We start from the raw sequence: 25,218 nt of genomic DNA, 5'->3' as shown, positions 1-25,218 counted from the left end.
CTAAAGTTTTTGAAAATAAGAAACCCGATGCATTCTTTCTCAGAACGCATCGGGTTTTTTTGTATATTGATTTTTCGCTTATTTTTCTGAAGCAAATCTTCTTGAAACTTCAGTCCAGTTAATTACATTGAAAAAAGCTTCAATATAATCTGGTCTTCTGTTTTGGTAATGTAAGTAATACGCATGCTCCCAAACATCCATTCCTAAAATTGGAGTTCCCTCGCATCCTACTTCTGGCATTAATGGATTGTCTTGGTTTGGTGTTCCACAAACGTCTAATTTTCCACCTTTTTGAACGCACAACCACGCCCATCCTGAACCGAATTGTGTTGCGCCAGCCTTAGCAAATTTTGCTTTAAACTCCTCAAAACTTCCAAAAGAAGCATCGATAGCAGCAGCTAAATCACCTGTTGGTAATCCACCACCGTCTGGAGACATTACAGTCCAAAACAAATTATGATTGTAGAAACCACCACCGTTATTACGTACAGCAGCATTTTTTTTATCTAAATTGATTAAGATATTTTCGATCGTTTTACCTTCTAAATCAGTACCTGCAATAGCAGCATTTAGGTTGGTAGTGTAAGCGTTATGATGTTTTGTATGGTGAATTTCCATAGTTTTAGCATCAATATTTGGTTCTAATGCATCGTATGCATAAGGTAATTGTGGTAATTCAAAAGCCATGATATCTTTTTTTATTTAATTTATACTATACTATTTTCCTCTCAAATTTAGTCATTTTAGTTGAGAATTGAAAGGGCTAATTTGTTATAATTAAATTAAAATTAGGTAAATAGCTTCATTTTTAGTGCTTTACAGAGCCGAATTTATTTTCCGTTAAAGGCTGTCATCGTGTTTTCTAGACCAGCGGTACCGAAAGATTTTATGATTTCGGAGGCCGTTTCTAAACGTTCCGGTAATTTTTCTTTTTCAGTTTCGTCCCAATCACCTAACACGTAATCGATTTGCTTTCCTTTCTTAAATTCATCACTTATTCCGAATCGAAAACGGGTGTAGTTTTGTGTGTTCAAAACCAGATTTATATTTTTCAATCCATTGTGTCCGCCGTCGCTTCCTTTGGGTTTAATGCGAATGGTACCAAAAGATAGATTGAGATCATCAGTAATAACTAAAATGTTTTCTAATGAAATGTTTTCCTTTTCCATCCAATACTGAACAGCTTTACCGCTTAAGTTCATGTAGGTATTCGGTTTCAACAGGAAAAATGTTCTTCCTTTAAATTTGTATTCGGCTAGGCTTCCTAATTTTACGGTTTTAAAATCGATTCCTTCTTTTCGAGCTAAAAAATCAACCACTTTAAAACCGATGTTGTGGCGTGTATTAACATATTCGGCGCCAATGTTTCCGAGACCGACGATTAAAAATTTCTTCATATTATCTGTGTTGTCTGCTTTTGCTGTTGATGCAAACCAATTTTTGATCCATTGTATCATAGTTGCAAAAATAGTGCAATTACAGAAGTAGGCAATTAGAAAGGCTGATAATTTGTGGTCCAAATTAAAAGTGAGCTGTTTTATCTATTAATTTTTTGGAGAAGATCTAACAGGTTTCAAAAATCTGCTAGGAGTGAAAGGTAGTTTGGTAGATTCCCTTTTTTGTCAGAATGATGATAATGTAGATTTTGATCAATAGTAGGATAACTTACACGCTACTTTTTTTTACTGTATTAGCTGTAAGAAATATAATGGAGATTTAGCCCTGACAGCAGCGACATCCTTTTGTCCCAATTCTTTTTGGGGCAAAAGATACAGTGTATGGCAGGAGATAAGGCGATTAAAGATGTAAACCAACTGCTCCCCAAAAATGTAAGTACAAAAAAACGCCAGTCGTAAAACTGGCGTTTGATATAAGTGGTGAAAAAATATTATTTTTTCTTTCCTTTTGCAGGAGCTCCTTTTGCAGCTTTTGCAGCTTCTTGAGCAGCTTTCATCGCAGCACGAGAAATTCTTACTTGAGCAACAACTGTGTTCTCTGGGTGCATAATTTTGTACTCTGGTTTTGAAACTGTAGTAACGTATAATTTGTTACCCATTTCAAGAGGTGTAATATCAGCCTCAATAAAATCTGGAAGGTTTGCTGGTAATGCTTTAACCTTTAATTTACGGTTGTTTAAACGTAAAACTCCACCTGCAAGAACACCTTTTGATGTACCTACAACTTTTACTGGAACTTCCATAGTGATTTCTTTATCATCAAATAATTGAAAGAAGTCAATATGTAAAATTTTGTCTGATACTGGGTGCACTTGAATATCTTGCAAAATTGCATTGAAAGATTTTCCTTTTCCAAGTTCAATCACAACTGTGTGAGCGTTTGGAGTGTAAACCAAGTTTTTGAATGCAGCAACTATTGCTGAAAAATGTACTGGTTGATCTCCTCCGTATAATACGCAAGGAACCTCTCCAGCATTACGTAAGGCTTTAGTAGCTACTTTGCCCACGCTTTCTCTTTCTGATCCTTTAATTGTAATCGATTTCATTGTAAAAATATATAGTTATTAATAATATACTTGTTGGGTGCTTGCAGCAATTGGCTTTTGGCACTTGGTAGATAAGTCATTTACTACTAGCGTAAAGCTAATAGGAAAAGGTTTTTATTTACATGATGAATTTTCCACTGATGGAATTGTTGTGGTGTACCATGTGCATTACTTCTGCAAAAAGTGACGCGCAACTTAACACTCTGATTTTATTCGATTCTTTCTTTAACGGAATTGAATCGGTCACTATTAATTCTAATAATTGTGATTTTTCTATTTTTTCGTAAGCATCACCAGATAGAATTGCATGTGTACAAATAGCACGAACACTTAATGCTCCTTTTTCCATCATTAAATCGGCTGCTTTAGCTAATGTGCCACCAGTATCGATCATGTCGTCTACCAATATAACATTGCGTCCTTTTACGTCACCAATTAGTTCCATGGTGTCGATAACGTTGGCTTGCTTGCGTTGTTTGTAACAAATAACCACATCTGATTGCAAGAACTTTGAATAGGCGTAAGCTCTTTTTGAACCGCCCATATCTGGCGAAGCAATCGTTAAATTTTCTAATTTTAAACTTTCTACGTAAGGTAAGAAAATAGTAGAGGCAAAAAGATGATCTACTGGTTTTTCAAAGAAACCTTGTATTTGATCGGCATGTAAATCCATTGTCATTACTCTTGTTGCTCCAGCAGCATCTAATAAATTAGCTACTAATTTTGCTCCAATCGGAACTCTTGGTTTGTCTTTACGATCTTGTCTAGCCCAACCAAAGTAAGGCATAACTGCTGTAATATGTCTTGCAGATGCGCGTTTTGCGGCATCAATCATCAATAACAATTCCATTAAATTGTCTGCGGTTGGAAATGTAGAACAAACAATAAACACACGTAACCCTCTGATAGACTCTTCGTAAGACGGTTGAAATTCACCATCGCTGTACGTAGACATCGTTACTTTACCTAACGGAATACCATATTGTTCGGCAATTTTCTCGGCTAAATAAACACTTTGTGAACATGCAAATATTTTTGCTTCTGGCTCTAGGTGTGACATTATAATTTGTTGTTTAGTAGTGACTTAGTGTGTGTTGTTTTAACGAGGTGCAAATTTATAAAATTTATCGGAGACTGAAAGAAAAAAATTAAGTATTTTTAGTGGGAGATTTAAAATTATTATTTACATTTGCACCGTGTTAAAGGAATTATTGTTGATTTCGATCATAATAATAATTTTATTGCGTTGAGATAATTGTTTTTATCTCTGTCTGCTAAGCCCGGATGGCGGAATTGGTAGACGCGCTGGTCTCAAACACCTGTGGGAAACCGTGCCGGTTCGACTCCGGCTCCGGGTACTTAAAAACCTCGTAATCTTTTGATTTCGAGGTTTTTTGCTTTTAAAGATTTCCAGAACAAAAAAGTCCGCACCAATAGTGCGGACTTTTTAATGTACTTATGTTTTATTACGCTACTTTCTCGATTAAATCGAACATCGGGCATCTTGAACAGCGCTTTTTTTCGCTCTTTTTATATTTTTCACAACAAGTCGATTTGCATTTATCGGATTTTTTCATCTCGCCAAGAAGTTCTGTCTTTTTATCCTTTTTCTTTTCTTTTTTCTTGTCGGACGATTTATCCTTGTCTTTTGATTTTTCTTTCTTGCTCAAAATCTATTGCTTTAATTATAAGGCAAATATAAAATAATTAATCTTATTTTTATGCATTCTAAATAAACTTTAACTTTTAAAAATTTAATTTTTAAAAGTTGCGATACTTTACTATTTATGCAAATAAAGATAAAACGGCTGTTACATTAGGTAATGTTTTGAAATTTTCATGCACCACTTTATGATTTATTTTTTCGTGCTCCCAAGTGGTATGAAAAGGAATGTGAACTGCCGAACCTCCAATTTCTAAAACAGGTAAAACATCTGATTTTAGCGAATTGCCAATCATTAAAAATTCATTTGGTTGGATATCAAGACGTTTAAGTAACTTCTCGTAATCCATCTCTTTTTTGTCCGACATTACTTCGATATGGTGAAAATAGGCGCCCAAACCAGAACGGTGTAATTTACTGTGTTGGTCTTTGAGGTCGCCTTTGGTCGCTACAACCAACTTGTATTTTCCATGTAATGCTTGCAATGTTTCTTCGACACCTTCTAATAATTCGATAGGTTTGTCTAGCAATTCTTTGCCGTACTGCATGATTTTAGAGACCACTTCAATGGGAATCGTACTGTTAGAAATACTAATCGCCGCTTCGATCATCGATAGAATATACCCTTTAATACCGTAACCATACAAAGGTAAATTTGCAATTTCTGTTCTAAACAATTCTTGCGACAGACCTTGATGCGACAAATAATCTTCCATCAAAGCACAAAATTTTTCTTCGGTTTGTTGAAAATAAGGTTCATTTACAAATAAAGTATCGTCGGCATCAAAAGCAATTACTTTTAAATTTGGAATTCTAGCTGTCATATATAAAGGTGGGATTTTTGATTTTTATCTAAAGTAAGAAAATGAATTAAAACAAACGAATTAGAAAGTGACTTTCACATTATTTTAAGTGGAATAAGAGAGTTTGCTTTAGAGCTTATTTCTAACATTAGGGACATAGCTTTTGTTATGCTAGTTTTAGGTGTTTCATATTTTTAAAAGGTGCATAGTAATCTATGTTAAAGAAATATATTTCTCTAATTAGATTCTTTTTTACACATACTCTACGTTTCTATTTGTTTGATAAAACGGAGTAAAATGAGCGTAACCTTCGCAAGCTTAATCCTTCTTCGAAAAAATATTTTTTAAAGAAATTGGTGCTTCAAAAAAGGTGATTCGAATTCCGAAAAGTAAAATAATTCCGCCGACAATCATTTGAAGGGTAATTTGTTCATCCAGAAACAACCACGCCAAAATAGCCGTCAAAATAGCTTGTCCCAACAAACTTAAAGAAACTCTTGTGGCACGCATATTTTGTGTCGCGTAACTGATCAACAACCAAGCAGCCAATTGACAAACCACCGCTTGAATAACCAGAACGCCCCAACCCGCATTAGAAAACCCGCTAAAAGGTTCGTTGGCAATCCAACAGACAAATCCCAAATAAATGGAAGATGCTATTAAACTCAACGTCATAAACGAGAGTACATCCACTTCAGACAAAACATTTTTGCTGACCAATAAATAAACAGCATATAACATTCCAGATAAAACGGCCAAAAGAAAAGCACGGTCAAAATCGAGATTGGCAAAAAAATGAAAACCCACAAAAGTGACCATCCCAAAAATTGCAACTAAGGTTCCGAGCCAAAAGTTGCGTTTGGGTTTGTTGGTCAAGAATAAAAAGGAACCTATTCCCACCCAAACGGGAGATAAGTTGGTTAATAAAGAGGCTTGAGTGGCACTAGATTCTTGAATAGCAATATTCCAAACTGCCACATCCGAAGCAAAAATTATTCCGCACAAAACCGACAATACAATCATTTTTACTGAAGGCATATTGAGTTTTTTGGTCAACAGCACATATGGCAACAGCAGCAAGATTGAAAAGGTCATTCTGTAAAAAGCCGAAATTAATCCAGGCGTTAAATTCAATTTGACCAATGTTGGAAAAATGGAGATGCAAAGGATGCCAATGGCCAGCGCTGCTCTTGGTTTCGAGTTTGTCATTATTTTTTACATTACGTAGTTTCAGGTTCTAATAAATTGAAAATTCATTTTTACTTAAATTACTATAGTTTTTCTATAGCCGATATTGCTATGCGTTTAAAACGAAACAGTCGCTTCAAATGGTATGAAACGACTGTTGCTTATTTTATTTAAAAACTATAAAATTTAATTTATTGTTTCGCCATTGTCAGCGCCATCCGTATCTGGATTCACAAAAACCAGTTTCCCTTCGGCATTGGTAGTCATCAAAATCATTCCCTGACTTTCTACACCGCGCAACGCTCTTGGCGCAAGGTTCACTAGAACGGTTACTTTTTTGCCAATAATATCTTCGGGTTTAAAACTTTCGGCAATTCCCGAAACAATGGTACGAACATCAATTCCAGTATCTACTTTCAATACCAACAATTTGTTTGCTTTTGGCATTTTTTCGGCTTCTAATATTGTTCCTACACGCAAATCCATTTTAGAAAAATCTTCAAACTGAATTAATTCTTTTTGTGGTTCCGCTTTTTTATTCTCGGCTATGTTGGCTGTTTTTGTTGCTTCCAATTTATCAATTTGTTTCTGAATTTCCTCGTCTTCAATTTTAGCGAAAAGCAATTCTGCTTCACCAATTTGATGTCCAGAAGGAATCAATTCGTCGAATTCGCTAACATTTGTCCAAGTCAATTTCCCTTGGTTGTTTAATATTTTGTTCAATTTTGTAGCAGTAAATGGCAAAAATGGTTCAGCCAAAACACTCAAAGCTGCAGCAATTTGCAAAGCAATATACATTTGAGTTTTTACCCGCTCTGGATTGTCTTTCATGACTTTCCAAGGCTCTTCATCGGCCAAATATTTATTTCCAATACGCGCGACATTCATAAATTCACCCAACGCTTCACGAAAACGGTAGCGTTCGATAGAACTAGAAATCACGGCAGGATAGGCTTTTAATTCTGCTAAAACTGTTTCATCTACTTCCGTTAATTCGTTTGGAGTTGGAATAAATCCGTCGTAATATTTATTGGTTAGAACTACCACACGATTGATAAAATTCCCAAGAATAGCCACCAATTCGTTATTATTTCTGGCTTGAAAATCCTTCCAAGTAAAATCATTATCCTTTGATTCAGGTGCATTTGAAGTTAACGAATAACGCAATACATCTTGCTTGTCTGGAAACTCTTCTAAATATTCGTGCAACCAAACTGCCCAGTTTTTAGAAGTCGATAATTTATTTCCTTCTAAGTTTAAAAATTCATTTGCAGGCACATTGTCTGGCAAAATATAACTTCCCTCGGCTTTCAGCATCGCAGGAAAAATAATGCAATGAAATACAATATTGTCTTTTCCGATAAAATGAACCAATTTCGTATCTTCATTTTTCCAGTACGGCTCCCAATCTTTTCCTTCGCGAGCTGCCCATTCTTTAGTTGATGAAATGTAGCCAATTGGCGCATCAAACCAAACGTATAATTTTTTTCCTTCAGCACCTGCTACAGGAACATCAATTCCCCAATCTAAGTCACGCGTTACTGCGCGAGGCTCTAAACCACCGTCAATCCACGATTTCACTTGACCGTAAACGTTAGGTTTCCAATCGTTTTTATGACCTTCCAAAATCCATTCTCTCAAAAAAGAATCGTATTCATTCAAAGGTAAAAACCAATGTTTAGTCGATTTCATAACTGGCGTTTCACCTGTAATCGTCGATTTCGGATTGATTAAATCAGTCGCATTCAGAGACGAACCACATTTTTCACATTGGTCGCCGTATGCTTCTTCGTTGCCACATTTTGGACAAGTTCCTACCACAAAACGATCTGCCAAAAACTGATCTGCTTTAGCATCATACAATTGTTCCGTAACTTCTTCTATGAAATCACCGTTATCGTATAATTTTTTAAAAAATTCCTGAGCCGTATCATGATGAATTTTAGCCGAAGTTCTCGAATAATTATCAAATGAAATTCCGAAGTCAATAAACGATTTTCTAATAATACCGTCGTATTTATCAATAACTTGCTGTGGCGTAATGCCCTCTTTTTTAGCTTTCATCGAAATAGCCACACCGTGTTCATCGCTTCCGCAAATGAACGCAACATCTTTTCCTTGCAAACGCAAATAGCGCGAATAAATATCGGCTGGCACGTAAACGCCTGCCAAATGCCCAATATGAATCGGCCCGTTCGTATATGGTAAAGCAGCAGTAATGGTATATCTTTTAGCTTCGCTCGATTCGGCGTTGCCTCGGGTCGGATTTTGTATCATAAAATAAATTTTAATTCTGAAATATATCCAGAAATCGCTGCAAAAATAAGCAATAGAAACGAGAGTTTTAAAGTTTTTTAAGGAGCTATTCCAGCTATCCGCTACAATCTTTTGTAGCGAACCCCGCCACAAAAGGATTTTCACTTCTATCTGGGCTAGGGTTACTCGTCCATTTTCTCAAATTTTCTTTAATAACACCTTTTTCTGAACTAGAAAAGATACGGTTTTCGATAAAACTCGGCATTCTCTTGCTCATAAAAATCCAGCAATTCCTGATCCGCTCTCGTCAAACGAGTATTATTGCCTAACTTTGAATGTAGTTCAAAAAAAAGATTGAATCTCATTTAAATTGCGACTGTCGGCTGTTGCAAAAAAACATTTAAAAGAATTTAGAATACATAATTTATGAGTAAATCGTATATCAAATGTTTGGAGTGCAATACCATTAATTTAAATAAGGAGTATTGCAGCAATTGCGGCGCTATATTAGATTTGGTTCTGAAGCGCAAAATCGAAAACGAAAAGAAAATTCAGCAAAAAATAGCGGAAAAGGAAAAAGAAGAACCAAGCCGAATTAGTTTATTTCTAAAAAAAGGAGCAACACACAAAAACGGATTCGTACGTTCTGTGTTTCAAACTGCCGATGCAATTTGGACGTTCTTTGCCATGGTTTTTGGTGGATTCATTGCAGCAATCATTGCTGCTGCAGCGGGTTAAAGTAAAATAAAAATGCTTGAAAAAAATTCAAAAGTTGCAACTTTTACAAAAAAATCTAATTTTCCCAACTATGGTAGAAGTGCATATTTGGCAATGGCACTTATCGCATTAATAATTTATGTACTGCAAAAACAAGGTATAGTTTTGCCAGCATTGATCAATAATTATGTCAACGATTTGCTTTGCCTTCCGCTAGTCTTAGGAGCGATTACATTCGCGATTCGACGCCTGAAAAAAGATCCTTTATTTACGCTTTCTTTTAGTTTTGTTATTGTAATGACTTGCTTTTATGCATTTTATTTCGAGTATTATCTTCCCCAGATTAATTCAAGATATACCGCAGATTGGATTGACGTCTTTTTATATTTTTCGGGAGGAATTGCTTATTATTGTTGTGAAAAACGCTTTACATAAAACACAGCGCGGCAAAGTTAACACAGAGCTTCACCAAAGTTTTTTTCTATAGTTCCAGTGTGTGTTTAATTTAGTGCATTCAGATTTCAAAAGTAACTGCGGAATTCTTTGTCAAATCTTTTAGCAACTCTGCGAAAGAAACGCAAAACGACAACTTTAAATTAGAATTATTTTAAACTACTGCTGCTTTTACATTCTTCGTGATATATTTTCAATCTTTGTTTAAAACACCAATATATTATGAGCACAACAAAACTGACGATCAATAAAAACGGATCTATAAAAATAGACGGTGATTTCGAAATTACCGATGCCAACGGAAATGTTTACAACTTGCAAGGAAGAAAAGCTTTAGGTCTATGTCGTTGCGGATTATCTGCAAACAAACCTTTTTGCGACGGATCACACCGAAATGGTTTTGAGCACGATGCAGTTGCATTTGAATTGCCACCATTAAAAACCAAATAAGAACGTTTGATTTCTTATCAAATAAATTATAAGCTGCATTCCCTAGAAATGTGGCTTTTTTTATGTCTGCTCTAACTATTCATTTATCTTTGCAATTGTAACTCAACAAGATTGTAAATCATGGCAAAAGGACCCGAAAAAAACACTAAAAATAAGGCGTTACATACCAAATTACTCAATCGAAAAAACGCTAAAATTCAAGCAGATAAAAAAGCGAGAGCGCAACAATTGAAAGCCTTAGTGGCAAAAATGAATCAGCAAAAGAATACTGACGAAGCGGAAAACAAATAAATTGGAACGTGTTTTCTATGTACTAAAACGTAAAGATTTTGTGCTGATCTGAGTAATTAGCTGTTAAAAATCATTTTTATCACTAAAGTAATTCCAAAAAAATTGGCACTAATCTGCGTAAAAAAAACAGGTGTTTTAATCTGAGTAATCTACAGCATAAAACATTTTATTTCTCCAATTATTTCTCCGAAATTTGCAATCAACTCTTTAAAACAAATTCAAATGGAATTCGGAAGCATCATTATTTCAGAAACAGCAGCAGCAAGTGAAAATCCGCAAGATGTGGTGAACTCCAATATTTCGGTAATCAACTTAATGCGCGAAGAAAAAATTGATGACGATTTGATTCACGAAGATTCCTTGACGAGTTATTATTTAGATTATTACGCGTCCAACTATACAGAAGGTAATTTTGCGCAATTTGTTTATAATTCGCAATGGAACACTGAATTAAACGAACTTATCGAAGAAGGATTGGCCTTAATTGGTGCCGAAAAACACTTGGAATTGTTTCAAGCGCAATGCAAAAAAGTCCAATTGATGAGCAGCGTGAAACGCGATAAATTCTTCAAAGGAAAATTAGAAGGTGTTAATCCGATTCGAGATGCAATGAACAGCGACACTTATTTTGAGTTAGCAGAAAATTTAGTTGCCCTAAATGCCGCTTTTCTTTTAAATCATCCCGATACCGAAATACTTTCAGTAGATGAAATGTTCGCGGCTTTAGAAGAATTTGTGGGACACGAAATTAAGAGAGAATAGTTATACACTAGGAGTTGTTTCGCAAAGAGGTGCAAAGAAAAAAGCGCAAATTTACGCTGAGTTTTGGATACGTTTTCGCGAATCTCTGAGTAACTTTTGAGAGTCTCAGTGAAATCTTTTTTTACAACAACTTTATCTCGTAAGTACCAAACATTTCCTTAAATTTGCTACCGTTATAAAAAATACACTATGTTACAAATTACATTTATTAGAGAAAATCAAGAGCAAGTAATCAAGGCTTTGGCAAAACGAAATTTCGATGCCCAAAGTGTTGTTGAAGAAGTGGTTCAATTGGACGAAAAGCGTCGTGCTACGCAAGTAGAATTAGACACTGTTTTATCCGAATCTAATAGATTGTCCAAAGACATTGGCGAATTGATGAAATCTGGAGAAAAAGCCAAAGCGGCAATTTTAAAAGAGAAAACGGTTGTTTTAAAAGAAAAAAGTAAAGATTTATCAGATAAAGCGGAGGCGTTGGCTTTTGCATTAACTCAAAAATTATATACGTTACCCAACCTCCCGGCCGAAATTGTTCCCGAAGGAAAAACACCCGAGGAGAACCTAAATGTGTATCAACAAGGAGAAATTCCTGTTTTGCATGAAGGAGCGATGCCACATTGGGAATTGGTAAAAAAATACGACATCATCGATTTCGAATTAGGAACAAAAATTACAGGCGCTGGTTTCCCAGTTTATAAAGGAAAAGGAGCGCGTTTGCAAAGGGCGTTGATCAATTATTTTTTAGATAAAAATACAGAAGCAGGTTATACCGAAGTGCAAGTGCCACTGTTAGTAAACGAAGCTTCAGGTTACGGTACAGGACAATTGCCAGACAAAGAAGGGCAAATGTACCACTCGACTGTAGACGATTTATATTTGATTCCGACTGCGGAAGTTCCGGTGACTAATATGTACCGCGACGTAATTATAAACGAAAGTGATTTGCCAATTTTAAATACGGCTTATACGCCTTGTTTCCGTCGTGAAGCAGGTTCTTACGGAGCGCACGTTCGTGGACTGAATCGTTTGCACCAATTTGATAAGGTCGAACTTGTACGTATCGAACATCCTGATAACTCTTACAAAGCATTAGACGGAATGGTTGAACATGTACAAGGAATTTTACAAGAGCTAAAATTGCCGTACCGAATTTTACGTTTGTGCGGTGGCGATATGGGTTTCACGGCAGCATTGACTTACGATTTTGAATTGTTTTCTACAGCGCAAGAACGTTGGTTAGAAATTAGTTCGGTTTCTAACTTTGAAACATTTCAAGCAAATCGTCTGAAATTGCGTTTTAAAGACAAAGACGGTAAAAACCAATTGGCGCATACATTGAACGGAAGTTCATTAGCATTACCACGAGTTTTGGCTGGAATTCTAGAAAATTACCAAACGCCTGAAGGAATTGTAATTCCAGAAGTATTGCGTCCGTACTGCGGATTTGACATTATAGACTAACTTTATAGCAAAACCTAACAGACTTCAAAATCGGTTAGGTTTTTTTAAGCCACAACATTTTAAAAACCGAATATGAAAAACATTTTTATCTATATCGTTTTGTTGTGGTCTACACTTTCCTTCGCTCAAAACGAGCAGCTCGCTCAATATTATTACGAAAGAGGCGATTTTGAAAAAGCTAAACTTAGTTATGAAGAGTTGCTGGCAAATAGTCCTTCTAATACTCAATATTTTCTTAGAACTGTCGACTGTTACCAACAATTGCAGCAGTACGACTTGGCTGAGAAAACCATTCAATCTAGATACAGCAGATACAAACAGGGAACTTTGTTGATCGAATTGGGTTACAATTACCAACTGCAAAAAGACGAGAAGAAAGCCAACAGTTACTACAATCAAGCTTTAGAGAAAATTACCCAGAAGCCGAATGAAGTTTTTGGAATCGCCAATTCATTTGAGAAAAAAGTATTGTTGGATTATGCCTTGCAAGCCTATCAAACTGCCTCTAAAGTTCAGCCCAATTATAATTTTAATTTTCAAATTGGTCTTTTATACGGGCAATTGGGGAAAACGGATTTGATGATTGAAACCTTGTTGACTGAATCCTTTCAAAGCCAGCAAAACAGCAATTTGATTCAGAGTCAATTGGCGCGCTTTATGAGCGATGATATTGAGACTGGTTTTAGAGATGCCTTGCGAAAAGCATTAATTTTGCGCACCCAAAAAGACCAAGATGTATATTGGAACCACTATTTGAGTTGGTTTTATGTGCAGCAGCAAGAATTCTCGAAGGCATTTATTCAAGAAAAAGCAATTTATAAACGCGAACCCGAATCGTTGGCAAGTATTATCAATTTAGCCCAATTTGCTTTAGATGAAGACGATGAAGAAGTAGCACGCGAAATTTTGACTTTTGTAATCGCAAATTCCAAGGATTTGGATGTTTTGGTACAAGCCAATACTAAATTAATGGAGATTAAAATTGAAGAGGCTACGGACAAAGAATTTCCTGCGATTGATGCAGAATTAACGGGACTGCTTTCTAAATTTGAAATTAGTCCGTTTACCTTATCTTTGCAGCTGATTCAGGCACATTTTGTTGCATTTAACTTGAAGAAACCCGAAGAAGCTAGAACCATTATTAAAAATGCGATGGATCTGCCTTTAAACAATTATCAGATAGCAGAAGCTAAAATGGAACTGGCAGATATCTTACTTTTCGAAGAGAAATTCAATCAAGCTTTACTGTATTATTCGCAAATCGAATTGGATTTAAAAAATGATGTTGTAGCGCACGAAGCGAGTTTAAAAGCTGCAAAAACGAGCTATTTTAAAACGGATTTTGTTTGGGCATTAAAACAATTTAAAACCCTAAAGTCGGCCAGTACACAATTGATTGCAAATGATGCGTTAGAATATTTTTTATTGATCAATGACAATACTGTTGCTGATTCTACGCAAGTGGCTTTAAAAGCCTTCGCCAAAGGTGATTATTTGTTATACCAAAACAGAAAACAAGAAGCAATTGTTCAGTTTCAGTTGGTTTTAAATCAATTTAAAGGAAATGAAATAGAAACTGTTACGTTGTTGCGATTAGGGCAAACCCATGAAAGTTTGAAACAATACGATTTAGCTTTGGCGCAATTTCAATTGATAATTGACCACCACAGTGATGGAATTTATGCAGATGAAGCGCTGTTTTTTTCGGCAGAAATTTACAATGAAAAGCTGCAAAATCCAGAAAAGGCAAAGCCATTATACGAGAAGATCATTTTTAATCATCAAGATAGTATTTATTTTGTCGAAGCAAGAAAGACCTACCGAACCATAAGAGGTGATACAAATTTATAATTCTGCAAAAGTAAAGAGAAGATTTTATAGGATACGATTAAAAAGAATAAGATAAGAAATAATTAACCTTCAGAAAACAGAAGGATTGAAATATAAAAAAAATGATAATTTACAACGTTACTACCAATATACAAGAAAGCATACACGACCAATGGTTGACTTGGATGCAGCAAAAGCACATTCCTGAAATTTTGGCAACCAATACTTTTTCGTCAGCACGAATTGTAAAAGTTTTGGTTGAAGAAGAAATGGGCGGCGTGACTTATTCGGTACAATATGTAGCCGACAGTAAGGAAACCTTAGAAAAATACTACCAAGAACACCAAGCGCAATTTCAACAAGAAGCGATGCAGTTATTTGCAGACAAAATACTTTCTTTCCGAACGGAATTGGAAGTAATTTCCGAGCATTAATTTCTAAGAAGACAACAGAAGAACGAGTAAAGAATAAAGAAAATACAAAAGACCTTTGCAGCAGCATGACTTTGCGTGAGAATTTAAATCAAACATAAAGCCAACAAATAAAAATGTGAGCAAAGAAGATAAAATCAGCACCATGGAAAAAGTAAAAGCCAAAAAACATTTAGGACAACATTTCTTAAAAGACGAAAGTATCGCCAAAGACATTGCCGATTCATTAAGCTTAAAAGGATACGATCAGGTTCTAGAAATTGGACCAGGAATGGGCGTGCTGACCAAATACTTACTCGAAAAACCGATAGATACCTATGTAATTGAGATCGATACTGAATCGGTTACGTATTTAGATGCCAATTATCCGAAATTAAAAGATAAAATCATCTCTAAAGATTTTTTGCGATACGACGTAAATGAAGTTTTTGAAGGAAAGCAATTTGCTATTATTGGCAACTTCCCTTATAATATTTCGACTCAAATTGTTTTTAGAACGTTAGAGTTGCGCAATCAGATTCCCGAGTTTTCAGGAATGTTTCAAAGAGAAGTAGCCCAACGCATCTGCGAAAAAAAGGGTTCTAAAGCCTACGGAATTTTGTCTGTTTTAGCGCAAGCATTTTACCACACCGAATACTTATTTACCGTAGATGAAAACGTTTTTAATCCTCCCCCCAAGGTAAAATCGGGCGTGATGATTATGAAGCGAAAAGACGATTACAGTTTGCCATGCGGAGAAAAATTGTTTTTTACAGTAGTAAAAACAGCTTTTCAACAGCGCAGAAAGACAATGCGTAACAGTTTAAAAACGTTGAATTTATCAGATGGATTGCGGGAAGACGTAATTTTTGATAAACGCCCTGAGCAACTGAGTGTGGAAGAATTTATTGAACTGACGCTAAAAATAGAAGCAGATGGAGTTTAAAGTAAGTAAGGCATTAGTATCACAATTAGAAAAACACATTGTAGCAAAGAACGACAGTGACCTTGCGGCAATGCTAAACGATATGCACCATGCGGATATCGCGGAAATTTTAGGAAAACTAGATTTTGAAGAGGCTACGTATATTTTTAAGGTTTTAGATAGTGATCAAACCGCAGAAATTCTTTTAGAATTAGAAGAAGATTTGCGGGAAAACATATTAAGTCGTCTTTCTCCCAAAGAAATTGCGGAAGAACTAGACGAGCTAGACACGAATGATGCAGCGGATATTATCGGAGAATTATCTCAAGAGATAAAAGCCGAAGTTATCAATGAATTGATGGACGTCGAACACGCCAAAGACATTGTAGACCTACTGCGTTACGACGAGAATTCTGCAGGTGGTTTGATGGGAAAAGAGTTGGTAAAAGTCAATGAAAATTGGAATGTATTGACTTGCGTGAAGGAAATGCGGGTTCAAGCTGAAAATGTTTCGAGAGTGCACTCCATTTACGTGGTAGATGACGATAACAGATTGAAAGGAAGACTTTCGCTGAAAGATTTATTGACAACTTCTACAAGAACGCCTATTAGTGAGGTGTACATCAAAAAATTAAATTCCGTTAACGTAAATGCGGAAGATGTTGAGGTAGCTCGCATCATGCAGAAATACGATTTAGAAGCAATTCCGGTTGTTGATGAACTGGGCAGATTAGTGGGCCGCATTACGATTGACGACGTTTTAGATGTAATTGAACAGCGAGATACAGAGGATATTCAGAAGTTTGGTGGAACCGAAGGATTGGATTTATCCTACACTAAAACTTCGTTGCTGGAGTTGGTTAAAAAAAGAGCCGGTTGGTTGATCATATTGTTCTTTGGAGAAATGCTTACCGCCTCGGCGATGGGGCATTATGATGGTGAGATTTCCAAAGCAATCGTGTTAGCACTTTTTGTACCCTTGATTATTTCGAGTGGAGGAAATTCAGGATCACAAGCCGCGTCCTTAATTATTCGGGCCATGGCATTAAAAGAATTACAATTGGGCGACTGGTGGTACGTGATGAAAAAGGAGCTATTTTCCGGACTATTTTTAGGAGCTATTTTAGGAACGATTGGCTTCATTCGAATTTTCGTTTGGCAGGAGGCTGGTTTTTATGATTACGGCGAATACTGGATTTGGATCGCCTTAAGCGTCTCCTGTTCGCTGGTGATTATCGTTTTATGGGGAACCCTTGCTGGTTCGCTAGTACCTTTTGTACTGCGGGCACTCGGCATGGATCCCGCCACAGCATCGGCACCTTTTGTAGCTACTTTAGTAGATGTTACAGGTTTAATTATCTATTTCTCTATTTCCGGAATGTTTTTAATTGACAAACTATTATAAAAAACTAAACAATGAACGTACATATTATTGGAGGAGGAAACTTAGGAGTTTCTATTGCCATAGGAATTGCTAAATTTTCAAAAAACAATCAAGTGACTGTGACCCGCCGAAATACGGCTAGTATTTTGCATTTGCAGGATTTAGGGATTACTGTTTCTTCTGATAATAAACACAATATTGAAGATGCTGACGTGGTAATTCTAACCATAAAACCCTATCAAGTAGATATCGTTTTGGCGGAGATTCTACCGTCAATAAAAAATAAAACGATTGCTTCGGCGGTCAGTGGTGTTTCTTTAGAAATGCTTCAGACGAAGACTAATAACGACTATCCAGTGGTGCGTATTATGCCAAATATTGCGGCACAATTTGGAGAATCTGCGACTTGTATTTCTTTTCCTGAAAAGGACAGAGAATTTGCACTTCCAATTGTAGATTTATTTCAAGATCTTGGAACGGCTCCTGTAATTGACGAAAAATTAATGGATGCAGCGACAGTTTTAGGTGCTTGCGGAACGGCTTACGCGTTGCGTTACATACGGGCATCCATGCAGGCGGGCATCGAAATTGGTTTTGATTCGGAAACTGCTTTGGCGATTGCTGCGCAAACGGTGAAAGGAGCGGCAAAAATGTTATTAGAAGAAAGAGTGCATCCCGAACAATTAATAGATCGAGTTACAACACCACAAGGTTGTACAATTGTTGGACTGAACGAGATGGAACACAATGGTTTTAGTTCGTCTTTAATTAAAGGAATAAAAACGTCTTTGAAACAGATTAAAGGCTAATCAAAATCAGCTATATAAAAAAAGGACTTTTAGCATTTGCTGAAAGTCCTTTTTTTTATGAAATAATTTTATGCGTTAGAATGGTGCTTGTGATCAATATGCTTTTTGTGTTTCTTTTTTAAAATTGAATTCAGGAATAAAAAACCAATTGTTCCCGAAGTCAATGAAGCGATCAAAATAGCAATTTTAGAATACGTAATTACTTCGGGATCTGTAAAGGCAAGTATCGTTACAAAAATCGACATCGTAAAACCAATTCCACCCAACATTCCTGCCCCTAAAATATGTTTCCATTTTACATCGCTTGGCAAAGCACAAATTCCTAAGATCACACTTAAAAAAGCAAATAATAAGATTCCGACAGGTTTTCCAACCACTAATCCTAAAATAATTCCCAGTGCATTGGGGTGACTTAAACCTTCGTGCCAATCGGTATTAATCGCGATGCACGTATTGGCCATGGCAAATAGTGGCAGAATAAGAAAGGCAACAGGTTTATGTAAAAAATGCTGTAATTTATAAGAAGTGGTTTTGCTACTTCCGCCAGAAAACGGAATCACAAAAGCGAGTAGCACTCCGGTGATGGTGGCATGAACTCCCGAACTTAACATAAAATACCACATAATGAAGCCACCGACTAAATACGGAATTAAGTTTTGTATTTTCATTCGGTTCAAAATAAATAAAACGCCCATAATTCCCGCAGCAATTGCTAAGTTATCATAAGCGATTGATTTGGTGTAAAAAATAGCAATGACCAAAATGGCACCCAAATCATCAATAACGGCTAGCGCTGTTAAAAATATTTTAAGTGAAGTCGGTACTCTATTCCCCAATAAAGATAAAACGCCAATCGCAAAAGCAATATCAGTAGCCATTGGTATTCCTGCACCATTTTGCGTAGCGGTACCAAAATTTAATAGCAAAAACAATCCAGCAGGAACGACCATTCCGCCTAAAGCACCGAAAATTGGTAATGCTGCGTTTTTAATATTAGACAATTCACCTTTGTAAATTTCGCGCTCTAATTCCAACCCAATCAATAAAAAAAAGATGGTCATAAGTCCGTCATTGATCCAATCAGTAACGGTATGATGACCAATTTGCGTGTTCCAAAAAGCGACGTAATCTGCAGAAACCACCGAATTGGCGAGAAAGAGAGAGAGTGCAGTGACGAGAATTAAAAGTATACCACCAGACTTTTCATTTTCAAAAAAGACTTTGAATGTTTTTGTTAATTTCATTTATAAAAGGATGTGTTTTGTAGATGTTTTCTATGCTAAAACCGCATAATTTGCAAAGTTAAAAAAAAGAGAGTTATAAATTATCGACTGTTTCTTTTTTGTGATTTTAATTTTTTAAAATAAGGTTTGCTACACTCCTAAAGCAATACCGTGTTTTTTTTGATAGCTTTGTAAAAGGAGGCTGAAGGAATAAGAAGAGCAGCTTCTCTTACAAATACAATGAATCGTACTAACTGAAATAGGCAAAAAGAAGGGCAGCATGAAAATAAAAATTTTACACATAGACAGTAACAATCCGGTGCTTTGGAACGGTTTGGAAGCAGCAGGTTTTGAAAACCATGCCGATTTCGCCTCAAGTAAAGCAGAAATCGAAGCAAAAATAAAAGACTATAATGGAATTGTTATTCGAAGTCGTTTTAAAATCGACAAGCAGTTTTTGGATCAAGCCACCAATTTGCAGTTTATAGCACGAGTTGGAGCAGGATTGGAAAGTATCGATTGTGACTATGCGACATCAAAAGACATTCAATTAATCGCTGCTCCCGAAGGCAATAGAAATGCAGTTGCCGAGCAGACCTTGGGAGTGATTTTATCACTTTTTAATAAATTAAATCAAGCCGATAACGAAGTTAAGTCGGGACTCTGGAACAGAGAAAGCAATCGCGGACATGAGTTAGATGGAAAAACGGTTGGTATAATTGGTTACGGAAATATGGGCAAAGCATTTGCTAAAAAACTATGTGGTTTTGAGGTAGAAGTTTTGTGTTATGATATATTGAAAGATGTAGGAGATGCGAATGCGAAGCAAGTTTCATTAGCCGAATTTCAACAAAAGGTGGATGTTTTAAGTTTGCATTTACCGTGGACGCCACAAACAAATAAAATGATTGATACTACTTTCATTAATTCATTTACTAAACCATTTTGGATCATCAACACCTCTCGTGGTAAAAACATTGTCACTGACGATTTAGTGAAAGCTATGAAATCTCAAAAAATTCTAGGTGCTGGTTTGGATGTTTTAGAATATGAGCAACTTTCTTTTGAAACCATGTTTGGAGACGGCGAAACTCCCGAAGCCTTAAAATATTTATTACAAGCAAAAAATTCGCTATTAACGCCACATATAGCCGGCTGGACATTTGAGAGCCACGAGCGTTTGGCACAAGTAATTGTGGATAAAATTAATAAATTGTACAATTAAAATTATAAATATTGATATTTCAGTAAAATATGGTTAATTATTCCATAAATTTTTTATTTTTGCTGTTTAACCCTAATCATTAAATTTTAAAATGGAAAACAATAAACCAGTAGAACAATGGAATGCGCAAGTAGCAAGACCAGAAAACAAAAAAGTGGTAGCAGGAATTTTAGCGATACTTTTAGGAGGATTTGGAGTGCATAAATTTATCTTGGGATATACTAAAGAAGGAATTATTCAAATAGTACTAACATTAGTAACATGCGGAATTGCTAGTATAATGGGATTAATTGAGGGTATCATTTATCTAACTAAATCAGACGAAGAGTTTTACCAAACGTACCAAGTGGGTAGGAAAGGTTGGTTCTAATAGTTATAAATAAATGCCGTCGCAATTGCTGCGGCATTTTTTATTTAAACTATAATGAGATTGTTTTTTACAAATTTTAAGTAAGTACTTATAAATTGCTGAAATTTTGAAATCTTGTCGCTTCAACAAGTAACTAACTAACTAACTAACTAACTAATTTTAATTATGATTGAATGGTACAAAAAAGTAGTTTTTGATAACTACGCAAATTTTAATGGAAGAGCGAGAAGAACAGAATTCTGGATGTTCACGCTAGCAAACATTATTGTAAGTTTTATTTTGGGTTTTGTCCTTGGACTTATTTCACCTACACTTGGCATGGCAGCTAACCTTTACAGTTTAGCCGTTCTAATTCCTTCTATAGCAGTAGGCGTTAGAAGAATGCATGATGTAGGAAAGAGTGGTTGGTTTCTTTTGATTCCTATATATAGCCTAATATTAGCTTGCACGGAAGGAGAGAAGGGATCAAACCAATATGGTGCAGATCCAAAAAATGAATTTGATGAAATGAATCAAATCGGAGTAGAATAAATAGTACTATAGTTCTATTGTAAATAAACATAAAAAAATCCCGTTTCAATCGAAACGGGATTTTTTATGTTTATTAAAAAAGACTATTCTTCTTTGTCTGAAAGTTTACGTTCCAATTCCAATTGAAATTCTTCCATTACAGGCTTCATAGTACTTTCAGGAATATCAGCAATTCGAATATACATTAAACCATCGATCGCATTATTAAATAACGGATCTACGTTAAATGCAATTACGCGTGCGTTTTGTTTTATGTACTTTTTAATCAAAACAGGCAAACGCAAATTTCCTGGTTCTAGCTCATCAATAATTTTATCAAATTTATTTAGATCTGATTCTGCTTCGTCAAAAATGAAATCTTTATCGGCATCCTTCAGTTTAACTTTATAGGCTTTTTTCGGATGAATGTATTGGGCAATGTACGGATCGTAATAATTAGACTTCATAAACTCAATCATCAACGATTTCGAGAAGTCCGAGAACTGATTGCTGATACTTACTCCGCCAATTAAATACTTATGCTCTGGATAACGCAATGTGGTATGAATAATTCCTTTCCACAACAAAAACAAGGGCATTGGCTTTTGTTGGTATTGTTTGATGATAAAAGCGCGACCCATTTCGATAGAATTTTGCATCATATCGTTCAGTTCTGGTTCGAATCTAAATAAATCATTCAAATAAAATCCTGCAATTCCGTATTTTGGATAAATCTCAGAACCCAGTCCCATGCGATAGGCACCGGCTATTTTCTTAGCATCTTCATCCCACAAAAACATATGGTGGTAATATTGGTCAAATTTATCAATATCAATAGATTCGTTTGTTCCTTCACCAACTTCTCTAAAAGTAATTTCTCTTAATCGACCAATTTCGTGCAAGATATTCGGAATCGCTTTTGCATCGGCAAAAAACACTTCGTAATTTTTACTTTGCAACAATCGACAATCATTATCTCGAAGCGTTTTAACTTCTGCTTCAATTTTATTTTGATCCGTTGCAGTAACTATTTGTTTTGGGCTTCTAGGAATTTTTAATGAGGGCGCATGCAAAAGTTTGTGTTCTTTTTCAAAAGGATTGGCCAACATATAAGTCTTGCGACGCAAAAATTCAGAATAATCATCAAAGTTTTCAATCTCGTTTTGTTCGGCAACCGAAATCGGTTTTCCAACACGAACCTTTATAATTCTATTTTTCTGAGTCAATACCTCCGAGGGCAACTTTGCCGTACGCAACGTACCGTTTAATCGCGATAAAATATAAAACAAACGGCTGTTTTTTGCATGAAAATAAATAGGAACTACGGGAACATTTGCTTTGCGAATCAATTTTATTGCTCCTTCTTCCCAAGGTCTATCTACTACTAATTTTCCATCAGCATACGTTGACACTTCACCAGCAGGAAAAATACCCAAAGGCTTTCCATCTTTCAAATGGCGCAACGTTTCTTTAATTCCTATCAAACTCGATTTAGCATCCTTATGGTTTTCAAAAGGATTTACTGGCATGATGTATTTTTTCATTGGCTCAATACGATGCAATAAAAAATTGGCAATAATCTTAAAATTAGGTTCTCTTTCGAGCATTAACTTTAAAAGTAACAAACCGTCAACTCCACCCAAAGGATGGTTGGAAATCGTAATGTAAGCTCCGTCTTTTGGCAAACGTTTGAAGTCTTCTTCCGGAATCTCAAATTTTATTTTTAAATCATCTAAAACCGCACTAATAAAGGTCACATCTTCTAGATGTTTGTTGCGGTCGTAAATTTTATTGAGTGTAGAAATTTTTAGCACCTTCATCAGCAACCAGCCAGAGAACGTGCCAAACACGCCATACTTACTAACATTTATTGCATCTGCAACTTCTTTCGCGGTAACTAAAGCCATGTATTATTGTTTTATTAAAGCAGTCAGCAAAGATAACAAAAAAGTGCAGTTTCTGTCGTTTCTCATCCAAACTTTCCGCATTTTTATTACATTTGAAACTCAAAAATAAACACAATGAAAATCATTTCGTATAACGTAAACGGTATTCGTGCCGCTATTGCAAAGGGATTTATCGACTGGTTGCAGCAAGCCAATCCCGATGTCATTTGTTTGCAAGAAATCAAAGCAACCGAAGATCAAATTCCAACTCAAGCTATAACCGATGCGGGATATCCGTATCAATACTATTATTCGGCTACCAAAAAAGGGTACAGTGGTGTGGCCATTTTATCTAAAACAAAACCCAATAATGTGGTTTATGGAACCGGAATTGAACACATGGACTTTGAAGGTCGTAACGTTAGAGCCGACTTCGATTCCTGTTCTGTAATGAGCTTGTACTTGCCTTCAGGCACCAACATTGCGCGTTTAGATCATAAATTCATGTTTATGGATGATTTTCAAAACTACATCAACGCATTAAAAACCACGATTCCTAATTTGGTTATCTGTGGTGATTACAACATTTGCCATCAAGCTATTGACATTCACGATCCCGTTCGCAATAAAAATACTTCTGGCTTTTTACCACAAGAACGCGCCTGGTTAGACGGTTTTATGAAGTCTGGTTTCATTGATAGTTTCCGTCATTTCAACAAAGAACCGCATCAGTATTCTTGGTGGAGTTACCGTGCTGGAGCCAGAGGCAACAACAAAGGTTGGCGCATAGATTACAATTTGGTAAGTCAAAGTCTCGAAGAAAAACTTACAAGAGCGGTAATACTTCCCGACGCCATGCATTCAGACCATTGCCCCGTTTTAGTCGAAATTGAAGATTAATGGTACTGTTCTTGTTGAACGAAGTGTACTTCTTTTTTAGGAGCTATTTCCTGCTGTCCACTGTATCTTTTGTCTCGAAAAAAATTGAGACAAAAGGATGCCGCTTCCATCAGGGCTAGAAATTCAGTATTTCAGAACCAATATTTTTATTCTATTAATATATACCATTTAAGAAACTATGATAAAAAAAGCATCCATCGGACTATTAATTGTGGCCTTAACCACTTCTTGTGTGTCCAAAAAAATATACACAGATTTAGAGTCCAAATATTCTGATCTCAAAAAAGAAAACCGCGAAATGGCCGATGCCAACGAAGCGTTAAAGCAAGAGAAAAATCTTTTAGACTTAGATAAAGAAGGGTTAGGTAAAGATCTAGACCAAACCAGAGCAGAACTAGAGAAACAAAAGGCAGAATATGCGGCATCTCAAGGAAAACTAAAAGTGTTGCAAGACTCTTATGAGGCTTTAGAGAAAAACAGCAACGCAGCTTTGCAAACCAACATGGGCAAAAATCGCGATTTACTTGAGCAACTCGAAGCAAAAAGTAAAGCCTTGGCGGCAGAGCAACAACGTTTAGACAAAACAGCCAGTCGTTTGCAAGAATTAGAAGCGATGATTGCAGCAAAAGAAGCAGCAATGCGTACGCTAAAAGAAACCTTGTCGAAAGCATTAAATGGTTTTGAAGGAAAAGGATTGACAGTAGAGCAAAAGAATGGAAAAGTATATGTTTCAATGGAGAACAAACTGCTATTCAATTCGGGTAGTTGGGCCGTTGGAACCGAAGGTAGAAAAGCCATTGTAGAATTAGGAAAAGTATTAGGAGACAATCCAGAGCTTTCGGTTTTAATCGAAGGTCATACCGATAATGATCCGTACGCAGGATCTGGTCCAATTGCAAACAACTGGGATCTATCAACCAAAAGAGCGACTGCAATTGTTACTATTTTGGGAGAAAACACTAAAATTAATAAGCAGAAGCTAACTGCAGCTGGTCGTAGCGAATATTCACCTTTGGCAAGCAACGCTACTCCGGAAGGAAAAGCTAAAAACCGTAGAATCGAAATTATCTTAACACCAAGACTAGATGAAATCGCCGATATGTTGAAGGAGATAGATTAGAGAAAGTTATAAAGTTACAGAGGCTCAAAGGTTTTACTTTTGAGCCTTTTTTTATTCTTAATTTTTTAAATTGGGATTT

26 protein-coding genes and 1 tRNA gene are annotated in these 25,218 nt (G+C 36.0%); 17 read left to right on the top strand and 10 right to left on the bottom strand.

Annotated features, from left to right (window positions below; translation table 11 throughout):
* Window positions 1–78: 78 nt before the first annotated feature.
* The 4 genes from ACRASX_RS04735 to ACRASX_RS04720 all read right to left on the bottom strand — a co-directional run bounded on the left by ACRASX_RS04735 (window position 79) and on the right by ACRASX_RS04720 (window position 3,563).
* Entirely contained in the window at window positions 79–687 is a 609-nt protein-coding gene (locus ACRASX_RS04735) for a superoxide dismutase (protein ID WP_432222592.1), read from the bottom strand.
* Between the two features lie 143 nt (window positions 688–830).
* Window positions 831–1,457 (bottom strand): aminoacyl-tRNA hydrolase, encoded by a 627-nt coding sequence (gene pth, locus ACRASX_RS04730; RefSeq protein WP_066312017.1) that lies wholly within the window; start codon window positions 1,455–1,457, stop codon window positions 831–833.
* 431 nt (window positions 1,458–1,888) lie between these two features.
* The gene (locus ACRASX_RS04725; RefSeq protein WP_066312014.1) at window positions 1,889–2,503 is read right to left on the bottom strand and encodes a 50S ribosomal protein L25/general stress protein Ctc; all 615 of its coding nucleotides are present in this window, start codon (window positions 2,501–2,503) and stop codon (window positions 1,889–1,891) included.
* A 118-nt stretch (window positions 2,504–2,621) separates the two neighbouring features.
* Complete coding sequence (locus ACRASX_RS04720) at window positions 2,622–3,563, bottom strand: ribose-phosphate pyrophosphokinase (protein ID WP_432222591.1); 942 nt, start codon at window positions 3,561–3,563, stop codon at window positions 2,622–2,624.
* Window positions 3,564–3,781: 218 nt separating this feature from the next.
* On the opposite strand from ACRASX_RS04720, the gene ACRASX_RS04715 reads away from it, so the two are divergent.
* Window positions 3,782–3,861, top strand: a tRNA-Leu gene (locus ACRASX_RS04715).
* 108 nt (window positions 3,862–3,969) lie between these two features.
* Here ACRASX_RS04715 and ACRASX_RS04710 read toward each other — a convergent pair.
* From ACRASX_RS04710 to metG, 4 genes are all read right to left on the bottom strand, one after another.
* Window positions 3,970–4,173 (bottom strand): hypothetical protein, encoded by a 204-nt coding sequence (locus tag ACRASX_RS04710; RefSeq protein ID WP_066311972.1) that lies wholly within the window; start codon window positions 4,171–4,173, stop codon window positions 3,970–3,972.
* A gap of 115 nt (window positions 4,174–4,288) precedes the next feature.
* The gene (locus ACRASX_RS04705; protein WP_432222590.1) at window positions 4,289–4,990 is read right to left on the bottom strand and encodes an HAD family hydrolase; all 702 of its coding nucleotides are present in this window, start codon (window positions 4,988–4,990) and stop codon (window positions 4,289–4,291) included.
* 297 nt (window positions 4,991–5,287) lie between these two features.
* Window positions 5,288–6,178, bottom strand: a complete 891-nt coding sequence (locus ACRASX_RS04700) for a DMT family transporter (RefSeq protein WP_432222589.1) — start codon at window positions 6,176–6,178, stop codon at window positions 5,288–5,290.
* Between the two features lie 165 nt (window positions 6,179–6,343).
* Window positions 6,344–8,434, bottom strand: a complete 2,091-nt coding sequence (metG, locus tag ACRASX_RS04695) for a methionine--tRNA ligase (protein ID WP_432222588.1) — start codon at window positions 8,432–8,434, stop codon at window positions 6,344–6,346.
* Window positions 8,435–8,839: 405 nt separating this feature from the next.
* Here metG and ACRASX_RS04690 point away from each other — a divergent pair, with 405 nt between their 5' ends.
* From ACRASX_RS04690 to proC, 11 genes are all read left to right on the top strand, one after another.
* Complete coding sequence (locus ACRASX_RS04690; protein WP_432222587.1) at window positions 8,840–9,151, top strand: hypothetical protein; 312 nt, start codon at window positions 8,840–8,842, stop codon at window positions 9,149–9,151.
* A gap of 12 nt (window positions 9,152–9,163) precedes the next feature.
* Complete coding sequence (locus ACRASX_RS04685; protein WP_432222586.1) at window positions 9,164–9,565, top strand: hypothetical protein; 402 nt, start codon at window positions 9,164–9,166, stop codon at window positions 9,563–9,565.
* A 240-nt stretch (window positions 9,566–9,805) separates the two neighbouring features.
* Window positions 9,806–10,033 carry a CDGSH iron-sulfur domain-containing protein gene (locus tag ACRASX_RS04680; RefSeq protein WP_066311961.1) on the top strand — a complete coding sequence of 76 codons (228 nt, stop codon included), beginning with the start codon at window positions 9,806–9,808 and terminating at the stop codon, window positions 10,031–10,033.
* A gap of 120 nt (window positions 10,034–10,153) precedes the next feature.
* Window positions 10,154–10,324 (top strand): hypothetical protein, encoded by a 171-nt coding sequence (locus ACRASX_RS04675; RefSeq protein WP_432222585.1) that lies wholly within the window; start codon window positions 10,154–10,156, stop codon window positions 10,322–10,324.
* A gap of 222 nt (window positions 10,325–10,546) precedes the next feature.
* Window positions 10,547–11,086: a DMP19 family protein gene (locus tag ACRASX_RS04670; protein ID WP_432222584.1), complete on the top strand. Its 540-nt coding sequence runs from the start codon at window positions 10,547–10,549 to the stop codon at window positions 11,084–11,086.
* 189 nt (window positions 11,087–11,275) lie between these two features.
* Window positions 11,276–12,547 carry a serine--tRNA ligase gene (serS, locus tag ACRASX_RS04665; RefSeq protein WP_432222583.1) on the top strand — a complete coding sequence of 424 codons (1,272 nt, stop codon included), beginning with the start codon at window positions 11,276–11,278 and terminating at the stop codon, window positions 12,545–12,547.
* Window positions 12,548–12,619: 72 nt separating this feature from the next.
* Window positions 12,620–14,398, top strand: a complete 1,779-nt coding sequence (locus tag ACRASX_RS04660) for a tetratricopeptide repeat protein (protein WP_432222582.1) — start codon at window positions 12,620–12,622, stop codon at window positions 14,396–14,398.
* A 101-nt stretch (window positions 14,399–14,499) separates the two neighbouring features.
* Window positions 14,500–14,811: a DUF4286 family protein gene (locus ACRASX_RS04655; protein WP_066311955.1), complete on the top strand. Its 312-nt coding sequence runs from the start codon at window positions 14,500–14,502 to the stop codon at window positions 14,809–14,811.
* Window positions 14,812–14,953: 142 nt separating this feature from the next.
* Entirely contained in the window at window positions 14,954–15,733 is a 780-nt protein-coding gene (gene rsmA, locus ACRASX_RS04650; protein WP_432222581.1) for a 16S rRNA (adenine(1518)-N(6)/adenine(1519)-N(6))-dimethyltransferase RsmA, read from the top strand.
* Window positions 15,723–17,117 (top strand): magnesium transporter, encoded by a 1,395-nt coding sequence (gene mgtE, locus ACRASX_RS04645; RefSeq protein WP_066311941.1) that lies wholly within the window; start codon window positions 15,723–15,725, stop codon window positions 17,115–17,117. Before rsmA ends, mgtE begins: the two co-directional genes overlap by 11 nt.
* A gap of 11 nt (window positions 17,118–17,128) precedes the next feature.
* Window positions 17,129–17,905 (top strand): pyrroline-5-carboxylate reductase, encoded by a 777-nt coding sequence (proC, locus tag ACRASX_RS04640; protein ID WP_066311939.1) that lies wholly within the window; start codon window positions 17,129–17,131, stop codon window positions 17,903–17,905.
* Window positions 17,906–17,973: 68 nt separating this feature from the next.
* Here the strand turns inward: proC and nhaA are convergent, their stop codons facing one another.
* Window positions 17,974–19,149 carry a Na+/H+ antiporter NhaA gene (nhaA, locus tag ACRASX_RS04635; RefSeq protein ID WP_432222580.1) on the bottom strand — a complete coding sequence of 392 codons (1,176 nt, stop codon included), beginning with the start codon at window positions 19,147–19,149 and terminating at the stop codon, window positions 17,974–17,976.
* A gap of 259 nt (window positions 19,150–19,408) precedes the next feature.
* On the opposite strand from nhaA, the gene ACRASX_RS04630 reads away from it, so the two are divergent.
* The 3 genes from ACRASX_RS04630 (at window position 19,409) to ACRASX_RS04620 (ending at window position 21,254) form a co-directional block, all read left to right on the top strand.
* Window positions 19,409–20,353, top strand: coding sequence for a 2-hydroxyacid dehydrogenase (locus ACRASX_RS04630; RefSeq protein WP_066311929.1), 945 nt, complete (start codon window positions 19,409–19,411; stop codon window positions 20,351–20,353).
* 91 nt (window positions 20,354–20,444) lie between these two features.
* A complete protein-coding gene (locus ACRASX_RS04625; protein WP_066311927.1) occupies window positions 20,445–20,723 on the top strand; it encodes a TM2 domain-containing protein in 279 nt (92 codons plus the stop codon).
* Between the two features lie 165 nt (window positions 20,724–20,888).
* Complete coding sequence (locus tag ACRASX_RS04620; protein WP_197413407.1) at window positions 20,889–21,254, top strand: DUF805 domain-containing protein; 366 nt, start codon at window positions 20,889–20,891, stop codon at window positions 21,252–21,254.
* Window positions 21,255–21,337: 83 nt separating this feature from the next.
* Here ACRASX_RS04620 and ACRASX_RS04615 read toward each other — a convergent pair whose 3' ends face one another.
* Window positions 21,338–23,140 (bottom strand): GNAT family N-acyltransferase, encoded by a 1,803-nt coding sequence (locus ACRASX_RS04615; protein ID WP_432222579.1) that lies wholly within the window; start codon window positions 23,138–23,140, stop codon window positions 21,338–21,340.
* A 114-nt stretch (window positions 23,141–23,254) separates the two neighbouring features.
* Between ACRASX_RS04615 and ACRASX_RS04610 the strand changes: the two genes are divergently transcribed.
* Together ACRASX_RS04610 and ACRASX_RS04605 are read left to right on the top strand one after the other, a co-directional pair.
* Window positions 23,255–24,019, top strand: a complete 765-nt coding sequence (locus ACRASX_RS04610) for an exodeoxyribonuclease III (protein WP_066311923.1) — start codon at window positions 23,255–23,257, stop codon at window positions 24,017–24,019.
* Window positions 24,020–24,197: 178 nt separating this feature from the next.
* Window positions 24,198–25,139 carry an OmpA family protein gene (locus ACRASX_RS04605; protein WP_432222578.1) on the top strand — a complete coding sequence of 314 codons (942 nt, stop codon included), beginning with the start codon at window positions 24,198–24,200 and terminating at the stop codon, window positions 25,137–25,139.
* Window positions 25,140–25,218: the final 79 nt, after the last annotated feature.

The organism is Flavobacterium sp. TMP13 (assembly GCF_050847115.1).
GTDB lineage: Bacteria > Bacteroidota > Bacteroidia > Flavobacteriales > Flavobacteriaceae > Flavobacterium.
The sequence above is the reverse complement of the archived record's forward strand: the minus strand, read 5'-3'. Positions and strand labels throughout refer to the sequence as shown.